We start from the raw sequence: 11,202 nt of genomic DNA, 5'->3' as shown, positions 1-11,202 counted from the left end.
AATCGCGAAAAAGGGTATAAATAAAAATATATTTCGAATTAGTTGACAATTTGTTGCCCAATGGCATAAAATAGCTTTTAACAAAGTATACAAATCTGAAGACGAGAAAGAGTAAAATAGTGTACTGTTCCCCAGAGAGCCGGTATGTTGCTGAAAGCCGGTGTTCAGACGTTATTTGAAAATCATCTCCGAGGAGCCGAGGCTGAAAATAAGTAAGCCCGGACGGATGTCTACCGTTACAAAGAACACGTATGATAGTACGTTGCTAAGTGCTATTAGCGAAGAGCTAATAGAATTAGGGTGGTAACGCGGTTAAACCCGTCCCTACTTCATAGGGACGGGTTTTTTGTGTGCTTTAAAACATTCAAAAGGAGTGATTGTAGATGAAGAAAGTAGATGTAAAAGAGTCAGCTGTTGGGAGAGAAACACGTATTCGTAAGCAGTGGAACGAGCAAAGTATTTTCGAGCAATCAATTCAGAATCGAGAAGGCGCACAATCTTTTGTGTTTTATGAAGGACCACCAACGGCGAATGGATTACCGCATGTAGGTCATGCACTTGGACGAACAATTAAAGATGTAGTAGCAAGATATAAAACGATGGCTGGTTATAAAGTGTTAAGAAAAGCGGGATGGGATACACACGGTTTACCTGTAGAATTAGGTGTTGAGAAGCAACTTGGTATTTCTGGTAAACATGAAATTGAAGAGTATGGAATTGAGCCATTTATTCAGAAGTGTAAAGAAAGTGTATTCACATATGAGAAGCAGTGGCGTGAATTCACTGAAAGCATCGGTTATTGGGTAGATATGGATGATCCATACGTTACGTTAGAGAATCCATATATCGAAAGTGTATGGCATATTTTAGGAACGATTCATGAAAAAGGCTTATTGTATAAGGGGCATAGAGTTTCACCATATTGCCCAAGTTGTCAAACTTCACTAAGTTCACATGAGGTTGCACAAGGGTATAAAACAGTAAAAGATTTAAGTGCAACAGTTAAGTTTAAAGTGAAAGATAGTGAAAATGAATATTTCTTAGGGTGGACAACGACACCTTGGACACTTCCAGCAAATGTTGCGCTCGCTGTAAATCCAAATATGGAATACGTGAAAGCGAAACAAGAAGGTCATGTATACATTGTTGCGAAAGAACGTGTACAAGATGTATTAAAAGAAGACTATGAAGTATTATCTGTTCATAAAGGTGATGAATTAGTAAACACATCTTATACAGCACCATTTCCAATGAAAGAAGTTACGAATGGCTACCATGTTATTGAAGCAGATTTTGTCACGGCAGATAGTGGTACAGGACTTGTTCATATCGCTCCAGCATATGGGGAGGACGATTATAGAGTCGTTCAAAGTGAAGGATTGTCATTCTTGCATGTTGTAGATGAGAAAGGTGAGTATACAGAAGCTGTACCATTTTTGAAAGGGAAATTTGTAAAAGATTGTGACGTGGATATCGTTCGTTATTTAGCGAAGGAAGGCTTACTATATCATAAAGAAAAGTATGAACATAGCTATCCGCATTGCTGGCGCTGTGATTCACCACTTCTTTATTATGCAGGAGAGAGTTGGTTAATCCGAACAACTGCAATTAAAGATACATTTTTACAAAATAACGATTCTGTTACTTGGTATCCAGACCATATGAAACATGGACGTTTTGGTAAGTTTTTAGAAAATATGGTGGACTGGAATATTAGCCGAAATAGATATTGGGGAACACCATTAAATGTATGGGAATGTGAAAGTTGCGATCATCAATTCGCACCGAAAAGCATTGCTGATTTAAGAAAGCATAGTACGAAAGAAACACCAGAAGATTTAGAATTGCATAAGCCGTATGTAGATGAAGTGCAAGTTTGCTGCGAAAAATGCGGAAGTACAATGAATCGTACACCAGAAGTAATTGATGTTTGGTTTGATAGTGGTTCCATGCCATTTGCGCAATATCATTATCCATTTGAAAATAAAGAGTTATTTGAAGAACAGTTTCCAGCAGATGTAATTGCAGAAGGTATTGATCAAACGCGCGGCTGGTTTTATAGTTTATTAGCAGTATCAGCACTATATACAGGAAAAGTACCGTATAAACGAGTGCTATCACTAGGGCATGTATTAGATGAAGAAGGACAGAAAATGTCTAAAAGTAAAGGAAATGCACTAGATCCAGTTGACTTAGTAAATCAGTTTGGTGCAGATGCTTTAAGATGGGCGCTACTCGTTGACAGTGCTCCGTGGAATGCGAAGCGTTTTTCTGAAAGAACAGTACTAGAAGCAAAATCTAAATTTGTGGATACATTAGTCAATGTGTATAGCTTCTACGTTTTATATGCAAATTTAGATGAGTATAATCCGAAAGAAACGTATGATGTAAAGTGGACGAAATTGGATGAATGGGTATTATCAAGATTGCATAGCACGACGAAAAAAGTGAGAACAGCACTTGATGAGTATCAATTTACGAATGCAGCTCGTGAAATCGCGGCACTTGTAGATGAAGTAAGTAACTGGTACGTAAGACGATCACGTAATCGTTTCTGGGAATCTGGTATGAATGCCGAAAAAGCAGCTGCGTATGAGACACTTCATGAAGTGCTTGTGACAATTAGTAAATTAATCGCACCATTTACACCGTTTGTCGCTGAAGATATTCATTTAAATTTAACTGGAAGTAGCGTTCATTTAGAGGATTATCCAGTTGTGAATGAATCACTACTTCAGCCGAAATTAGAAGCAGAAATGGATGCAGTTTTACAAGTTGTTGAACTTGGAAGAAGTAATCGTAATCAGCATTCTTTAAAAGTAAAACAGCCATTAGCGGAACTTGTATTACTAGCACATAATGAGAATGATATGGATTGGGAATCGTATCGTGATATCGTCATGGATGAACTAAATGTCAAAGCGTTCCATGTTGAACTCGATGAAACGAAATATACGTCCTATCAATTAAAGCTGAACTTTAAAACAGCTGGGCCGAAGTTTGGTAAAAATGTGAATGCATTAAATGGCTGGCTAAAACAATTATCAAAAGAAGAAGTACAACACTTTGTATCTACAGAAAGAGCAGTTTACGAAGCTGCACCAGGAGAAGAAGTAGTGGTAACAGCTGAAGATGTATTAGTAGAGAAAGTTGCAAAATCAGGATTCTCTAATACGACTAACGGAAAATATACAGTTATGTTAGATACGAATGTAACGGAAGAATTGTTACAAGAAGGAGTAGCGCGTGAATTCATTCGAGCAGTTCAAGAATATCGTAAGCAGTTGAATTTACCGGTTAATTTACGAGTCGATGTTATTCTTGATACAGAGGAAGAACTAAAGCGAACGTTAACGAATCATAAAGAGTTGTTGGAAGAAAACTTACTCGTTAAGCAATTTACATTTGATCATTTAACAAAGGAAGACGATGAACTATCTTTAGGTGAAGCAAAAGTTCGAATTAAATTAAGCGCGGCTCATTAAAGAAAAAAGGAAGTTGGAATCATTCCAACTTCCTTTTTGTATGATTAGAATTTCCTCATAATCCATGCGATAGGACCTCTAGCAAATGTCTTTCTTTATAGCAGACTAAATAAAATACTGTAGAAATATATTTCTACAGTATTTTTCTCATTTTACACATAAATATTGAGAAAATTTCACTCACCTTAAATGGAAAGGTAATAGAATTGTTTATAGAGAATTACTCGTAGATTCAATTTTTATCCCCCCATTTTGTGGGGAATGATTGCCTAGTGGTAATGGGATAAGGTTGAGCTACTTTATTAGGGGGAGTGGTTCTATGTTTAATAAAAAAATGGTAGCAATGGCAATGACTGTGCCGTTAGTAATGGGGACGATTTCTACGGTTTCGGCATTGGAAAAACAGCAGCAAGTAAAGCTAGAAGCTTATTCGCCGCAGAAAAAAGCAACTGAATATTTAAAAGAAAATGCTGCGCAATATGGATTAAAAGCAGACCTTTCAGACTTGCAATATATTTCTACAACAGAAACGTCAGTAGCTTCATATGTTAGGTTCCAGCAAGTCGTTAATGGTGCACCTGTATTTTCAAAACAAATTACAGTTACTCTTAACGGAGAGGGAAAGGGCGTACTTGCTGTTTCTGATTATCAATCCGTCAAAGGTGTGAAGGAAGTAACGACAAAAATTAGTGAAAAAGATGCAATACAAAAATCAATGGCGTATGTTGGAGAAGCAAGTGAACAAAACTTATGGGCTCCTACAGAGAAAGAATTCGGATATATTGTTGAAGAGGGAATTGCTCGTCCAGTATATAAAGTTGTAGTCCATTCTAATAATCCATTTGGTGCATGGGAAACATTTATTGATGCCGAAAATGGAAAGTTAATTAAAAAGGTTGATATAAACCGAAAAGCAGAAGGGTCAGGAAAAGTATTTTTACCTAACCCAGTCGTATCTAGCGGCAGTAAAGTGGGATTAAAAGATAATAACGATGCGGATTCAACAGCGCTAACGAACCAATTGAAGACTGTTACGTTAAAAGGTTTAGATGGAACAGGATTTTTAATTGGAGAGTATGTAACGATTTCTTCAAAAGCAAAAACAAAATCTACAAATTTACAATTTAACTATACACGCGCAAATGATAGCTTTGAAGATGTTATGTCGTATTATCATATCGATACATTACAGCGTTACATTCAAGGGTTAGGATTTAAAAATATTAATAATCGCTCTATTAAAGTGAATGTGAATGGAACGACGGCGGATAACTCATTTTATTCTCCGACAACGAAAGCTTTAACTTTTGGTACTGGCGGAGTAGATGATGCAGAAGATGCTGGTATTATCGCACATGAATATGGGCATTCGATTCAAGATAACCAAGTTCCTGGTTTTGGTAGCTCAGCAGAAGGCGGAGCGATGGGAGAAGGGTTTGGCGACTTTTTAGGTGCTACGTATGAAGATGCAGTATCAACTACAGGATACGGAAAAGCATGTGTTGGAGAATGGGATGCGACTGCTTATTCTAGTTCAGATCCAACGTGCTTACGCCGTTTAGATAATAATAAAGTGTATCCAAAAGATATAAAGAATGAAGTACACGATGATGGTGAAATTTGGGCGCAAGGTCAATATGAGATGGCACAAGCCTTTGGACGTGATGTAGCAACAAAAATTATTTTACAATCACACTGGTCATTAACACCAAACTCTAAATTCAGTGATGGAGCAAAAGCAATTAAGCAAGCGGATGCTCTTTTATATGGCGGACAACATGCTGCTGATATCGATCGTATTTGGGCAGCAAGAGGAATTAGTACGAATTAATATAAAAAGTCGTGGCATTTATAAGCCACGACTTTTTAATTTGCTTATGAACTGGTACTAGTAAAGGTAGCTAAATGAGTGGTAGTGTGAATTTATCCGTATTTTAGTTATTTTTTTCATCTTTAAAAACAAAATGCTCTTTAAATTTTCTTGACTCAACTTTTTGACCGTTTCTCATGGAACGGAAAGGGTGTTCTTGCCAAGTAATGATTACATCAACTACATCTGCTTTTGTAGCAACTGGAAAATTCGCATGTCTAAATCCAGTTTTTCCACTTGCTAAACGACTTTCCTTTAGGGAGAATAGTTCATATTTCGTTTTCGTTTTTGGCTCATTGCGGAATACTTCGACTTGTACGTTATATACTTCACTGTTTCCAACATTTTTTACTGAAAATTGATATGTTTGAAATTCATCTTTTTTAGCTTGAAGCGTCTTTTTGCTTATTTTTTTCGGTTCATCAATATTCACTTGCCATTGATCAGAGTTTTGTGAGATTGGTAAAGCTTTTGGAGAATAGGCGTACGTTTCATTTACTACGATTAGGCATAACAAAAGGAGAAAGAAACTTATTGTTTTTTTCATATACACACCTCGCTTTAAATTTGTTAATTAATATGCGAAAAAAATACAATTTTTATGTAATAAAATGGAAAGAGGTGATAATTTGATTCAAATACAATTAAATAAATTGGAAGAGGTAGTAGATGGTGAAGGGTTACAAGAATCATTTCACAATATAGAGATACAAGGTATCTGCATTGACTCCAAGAAAATTAAGAAAGGGAATTTGTTTGTCCCAATTATTAGAATGAAAGATGGACATGATTATGTGAAAGAGGCAATGGATAATGGAGCTGTCGCTTCCTTATGGAAAAAGTCTTACGGTACTCCGCCAAAAGGGATTCCCATTATATTTGTAGATGATACTTTGTTTGCTTTGCAACAATTGGCACAGTTTTATCGAAAAGAGCTAAATGTAAACGTAATCGGAATCACTGGTAGTAATGGCAAGACAACAGTAAAAGATATAATAAACACAATTTTAAGTACAACGTATCGTGTGCATAAAACAAAGGGCAATTTTAATAGTCAAATCGGTTTACCATTAACAATTTTAGAGATGAAACGAGATACAGAGTTTTTAATACTTGAAATGGGGATGAGTGAAAAAGGACAAATTAGAAACTTATCAAAAATAGCACAGCCAGATGTAGCGATCATTACCATGATTGGACAATCACATTTAGAAACGCTTGGATCAAGAGAAGAGATTGCGAAGGCTAAATTAGAAATTATTGATGGATTAAAAGATGAAGGATTATGTTTGTATAATGGTGATGAACCATTGCTTTTGAAAAATAAGAATCTATCGAGTATAAATTGTAAGGCATTTGGTGAAAAGTATACAAATGACTTCTTTCCAACAAACGTGCAATTAGATGAATATGGTATTCATTTTAAATTAAATGATTCAAATATCCAGTACGATGTTCCCTTACATGGAAAACATAACATTTTAAATACGATTGTCGGGATCGCTATAGGTCAATATTATAATGTTCCTGTAGAAAAAATACAAAAAGCATTGCGGCAAGTAAATATTACTCATATGCGCTTTCAATTTTTAACTGCTAAAACAGGTTTTACAATTATTAACGATGCGTGGAATGCTAGTCCCTCTTCAATGAAGGCTGCAATTGAAACGTTTCAGACATTAAATGCTTATAAGAAAAAAATCATAGTAATTGGGGATATGTTGGAGTTAGGGAAGAATGCTGAAACATATCATAGAGAAATTGGTAAAATGTTAAATCAAGAGAGCATTCAATATGTATTCACTTATGGAGAGTTAGCTGAAATTGTAGCGGAAGAAGCGAGAAAGAAATATGATTCAGGAAAAGTACAGTCATTTAATAGTAAAGCCAAGATAGCAGAGGAAGTATTAAAAGTTATAACGAAAAAGGACATCGTATTATTAAAAGGCTCACGTGGAATAGCTTTAGAGGAGATTGTACGAAATTGGATACGAAAAAATGAAAATATATTTAAAAAGACTTGCATTTTATAAAACAAAGAGATAGAATACTCTGTAAATATAAAAAGTGATGATCAGGAAAAGTACATGATGCAAAGGTCTACAGAGAGCAATCGGTTGCTGAGAAGATTGCGATACCGCATGATGGAAAGACACCTGTGAGTGTTGCTTTGAACGTGATAATTAGTAAAAGCAAACGGTACCTACCGTTATCAGGGCTAAGATGGTCATTATGACAATTTGGGTGGTACCGCGGAAAAATCCGTCCCTATTTATAGGGGCGGATTTTTGTATTCTTTGAAAGGAGGTGAGTGATCGTGGATGATGACGATGACAACAACAATAACGTAAATAAATATAAAATTACTGGAGGGAAAAATAATGGAGTCAATAATGAAGCGTTCACTCACAAAAGAATGTAAAAAGCAAAGTGGAAAGGTTGTATTACTTCAAGGATGGGTAAAAAAGATTCGTCATCTAGGTAATGTTAGTTTTTTATTAATAAGGGATCGCTCAGGAGTTATGCAATGTGTATTAGAAAATGAGTTAGCTGGATATAAGGTAGATGTGGAAAGTGTCGTTCAAGTAGTTGGTCAAATAGTAGAGACTTCGAAAACAGAATTAGGAATTGAAGTGCTTGCTCACGAAGTGAAAATATTAAATGGCGCAGAACCACTTCCATTTGAAATAAATAAAAAGAAATTGCAAGTTGGCTTAGATCAACTACTAAATGAGCGGGTATTATCATTAAGACATGAGCGAACCGAGGCGATATTTAAAGTGAAATCTACACTCGTTCAGAGCTTTAGTGAATTTCTTGTAGAGAACGATTTCACACGTATATTTACTCCGAAAATTGTTTCGCAAGGGGCAGAGGGAGGAGCAAATGTTTTTAAACTTCCATACTTTCAAAAAGAAGCTTATTTAGCACAATCACCACAGTTTTATAAACAAATGATGGTAGCTGGAGGGTTAGAACGTGTTTTTGAAGTTGCCCCTGTTTACAGAGCGGAACATCATAATTCTTCCCGTCATTTGAATGAATATATATCGTTAGACGTAGAACTTGGATTTATTCATGATTTTTATGAAGTGATGCAATTAGAAACGGATGTTTTACGATATATGTTTCAACAAGTAGCAAAAAACTGTGAAAAAGAACTACAACTATTACAAATAGAAGTACCTGCAATTACAGAAATACCGAAAATTACATTGTTAGAGGCGCAAGAAGTTTTGAAAAATAAGTACCTGAAAGAATCGCCAATTGGGGATTTAGATACAGAAGGTGAAAAGTTACTAGGAAAATATGTGAAGGAAACATATAAGAGTGAGTTAGTTTTCATTACACATTATCCGAAAGGAGCTAGGCCGATGTATACGATGCCGAATAAAGAGAATTCATCTATTACTGATTCGTTCGACTTATTATATAAGGGATTAGAAATAACATCAGGGGCACAGCGAATTCATGATTATGAAATGTTACTTGCTTCTTTTAAAGAAAAAGGATTACATCCAGATAAATTTCAATCTTATTTAAATACATTTCGATACGGTTGCCCCCCGCATGGTGGTTTTGGGATAGGATTAGAAAGGATTGTGTATAAGCTTTTAGAATTAACAAACATACGAGAGGCAAGTGCTTTTCCGAGAGATTGTACACGTCTTATACCATAATATTAAAACCCTTCTATAATAATAGAAGGGTTTTGTGCATTTCAACATAACTTAAAGGGAAGAATAATGGTTTTTTTGTGTGAAAATATGTAAATTATATCAAGAAAATTTTATAATGAATTGAGAAATAGAAAATTCATAAGTTATAATAAAATATGAATATAAAAATAGTTCATATAATAATGTATGGAAGGGTATGAAACATGTTATATCAAACTCAAGCAACACAACAAACACCAGCTTATATAATCTATCTTCTGGATGTAAGCGCATCAATGAATCAAATGATGGATGCAGGCGGAGAAGAAAAAAGAAGAATTGATATTGTAACGGATGCTCTATCTTTAGCGATTCGCCAAATGGTATTTCGTTCAACAAAAGGTAGTCGCTTGCTTCCAAGGTATAAGTTATCTATTTTAGCCTATAGCGATCATGTTTTTGATCTATTGGGTGGGGTGAAAACAATAGACGAAGTAGCAAGACTGCGCCCACTAGAAAAAATCCAAACGCATCGCTTAACTGATACAGCAAAAGCTTTCTCTGTAGTGGAGAAGTTATTGCAAAAGGAATTACCAAATTTACAAGATGGACCAGCTCCTGTGGTCTGTCATATGACAGACGGCGCTTCAACTGGTGAAGATCCAGAATTAATTGTGCGAAGAATTATGGATATGTCTGTACCTGATGGAAATGTGCTAATTGAAAATATTTTTATTTCAGATGAAATTATGCAGGACGAAATTACTAACATAAAGAAGTGGCAAGGGATTATGCCAAATACAGAGATTACAGATGAGTATGGCGCAAAGTTGCAAAGACTTTCATCGCCTATCCCTCAAAGCTATCGTGAGATGATGACTGAACATGGTTTTCATATTGCAGATGGTGCGGTGATGATGTTTCCTGGTACAAATGCCGATTTAGTGTCACTTGGATTTCAAATGTCCGCTGCGACGCCGGTTCGATAGGAGGGAGAAGTATAGTGAAATATATCCTGTCGCAAGAGAAAGAAACGGTATTGCAAGAAAAGAAAAGCAAACATTTTACTTATCAATATAGCTATGTAAGAGCTAAAGAAACACAGGATTTAAATGAAAGTGGACAAGATTTTTTAGTATTTCAAGATAATGGAACTAATTTCACATTTGTGTTATGTGATGGTGTAGGGATGTCTTTTCATGGTGAAATCGCTGCGAAATTTCTTGGTATGAAATTATTAAACTTATTTGAAACATTTCCGGAAACGGAACAGGATATTTCTATTCTATTAAATGAAGAGTTGGAAAAGTGGAAAGAAGAAGCGTCAGAGGAAATAAGGGCATTTCGATTGCCAGAAGAAACACCGTGGTTACTTCGCGATGTATTGGAAGAAAAGCGAAAACAAGGTAGTGAAGCTATGTTTATTGGTGGAAAAATAGAACTCATTCCAAATCAAGACAAAGTACAAGTAACGATGGTTACACATGGTGATTCATTTGTACAATTGTTTCAAGAGAAGAAGGATTGTTTGAATGTAATGAAGTTTGAGAGAAATATAGAGAAAAGATGGTCTACACAGCGTGGCATTATTGGTGGCGAATTGGAGGTTTTTTCAAAGATATTATCCAAAGAAGAAGTAAACCGGATAGTTATTCATTCAGACGGACTTATGTCGCTTATGCAATATAACTTTGAGGAAGTCTTAACAGAAATTGAGAGGGCGCAGTGCTCGCCGACAAGCGATGATATTTCATACTTAGATATTTCTTGGTAACAACACGATAGGAAAAGGTGAATAAACGTGGAAGAGATTATTGTGACGTACATAAAGCAATCAAATGAAGAAATAGATATTGCGATTCCTAATGATGTAAAAGTAGTACAAATTATTGAAGCGATTTTACATCATGAAAAAATAGATGAAGCGTTAAGCGATATCTATGAAATTAGAGTGACAAAAGATAAAGAAGAATGGCATTCTATTCGGGATGATGAAACTTTGAGAGATAGTGATGTTTGGGATGGGCAATATGTAATGTTGCATAAAAAAGGAGCAATTATTTCTTCTTTTGAAATGCTACCTGCAGAAGAAGCTCATACCGAACCTATTAAATCAGATATACCTTCTAATGAAGAAGATTATGTATGGAAAATCATTGAGTAATAGTTTTTAAGTGGGGAAGGAGAA

General features: G+C 35.5%; 8 protein-coding genes and 2 other annotated features. Of the genes, 7 read left to right on the top strand and 1 reads right to left on the bottom strand.

What is annotated here, in order from left to right:
* The first annotated feature begins 89 nt into the window (after positions 1-89).
* Positions 90-329 (top strand) — a binding site (T-box leader).
* Positions 330-383: 54 nt separating this feature from the next.
* Positions 384-3,485, top strand: a complete 3,102-nt coding sequence (gene ileS / locus K5S59_RS18035; RefSeq protein WP_098259063.1) for an isoleucine--tRNA ligase — start codon at positions 384-386, stop codon at positions 3,483-3,485.
* Positions 3,486-3,804: 319 nt separating this feature from the next.
* A complete protein-coding gene (locus K5S59_RS18030) occupies positions 3,805-5,316 on the top strand; it encodes a M36 family metallopeptidase (protein ID WP_098259062.1) in 1,512 nt (503 codons plus the stop codon).
* A 103-nt stretch (positions 5,317-5,419) separates the two neighbouring features.
* Here the strand turns inward: K5S59_RS18030 and K5S59_RS18025 are convergent, their stop codons facing one another.
* Positions 5,420-5,902, bottom strand: coding sequence for a hypothetical protein (locus tag K5S59_RS18025; protein WP_000751333.1), 483 nt, complete (start codon positions 5,900-5,902; stop codon positions 5,420-5,422).
* A gap of 64 nt (positions 5,903-5,966) precedes the next feature.
* On the opposite strand from K5S59_RS18025, the gene K5S59_RS18020 reads away from it, so the two are divergent.
* The 5 genes from K5S59_RS18020 (at position 5,967) to K5S59_RS18000 (ending at position 11,178) form a co-directional block, all read left to right on the top strand.
* A complete protein-coding gene (locus tag K5S59_RS18020) occupies positions 5,967-7,388 on the top strand; it encodes a UDP-N-acetylmuramoyl-tripeptide--D-alanyl-D-alanine ligase (protein ID WP_120449934.1) in 1,422 nt (473 codons plus the stop codon).
* Between the two features lie 28 nt (positions 7,389-7,416).
* Positions 7,417-7,628, top strand: a binding site (T-box leader).
* Positions 7,629-7,736: 108 nt separating this feature from the next.
* Positions 7,737-9,035 (top strand): aspartate--tRNA(Asn) ligase, encoded by a 1,299-nt coding sequence (aspS, locus tag K5S59_RS18015; protein WP_098259060.1) that lies wholly within the window; start codon positions 7,737-7,739, stop codon positions 9,033-9,035.
* A 203-nt stretch (positions 9,036-9,238) separates the two neighbouring features.
* Positions 9,239-10,003, top strand: coding sequence for a vWA domain-containing protein (locus tag K5S59_RS18010; RefSeq protein WP_088058533.1), 765 nt, complete (start codon positions 9,239-9,241; stop codon positions 10,001-10,003).
* Positions 10,004-10,014: 11 nt separating this feature from the next.
* The gene (locus K5S59_RS18005) at positions 10,015-10,788 is read left to right on the top strand and encodes a hypothetical protein (RefSeq protein ID WP_033656038.1); all 774 of its coding nucleotides are present in this window, start codon (positions 10,015-10,017) and stop codon (positions 10,786-10,788) included.
* Positions 10,789-10,815: 27 nt separating this feature from the next.
* Positions 10,816-11,178, top strand: coding sequence for an EsaB/YukD family protein (locus tag K5S59_RS18000; protein WP_000391137.1), 363 nt, complete (start codon positions 10,816-10,818; stop codon positions 11,176-11,178).
* Positions 11,179-11,202: the final 24 nt, after the last annotated feature.

Origin of the sequence: Bacillus sp. BML-BC051, assembly GCF_019656175.1 — a bacterium.
In the GTDB taxonomy this organism is placed as follows: domain Bacteria; phylum Bacillota; class Bacilli; order Bacillales; family Bacillaceae_G; genus Bacillus_A; species Bacillus_A mobilis.
Note: the sequence above shows the minus strand (reverse complement) of the source record. Positions and strands in the feature narration are given on the sequence as shown.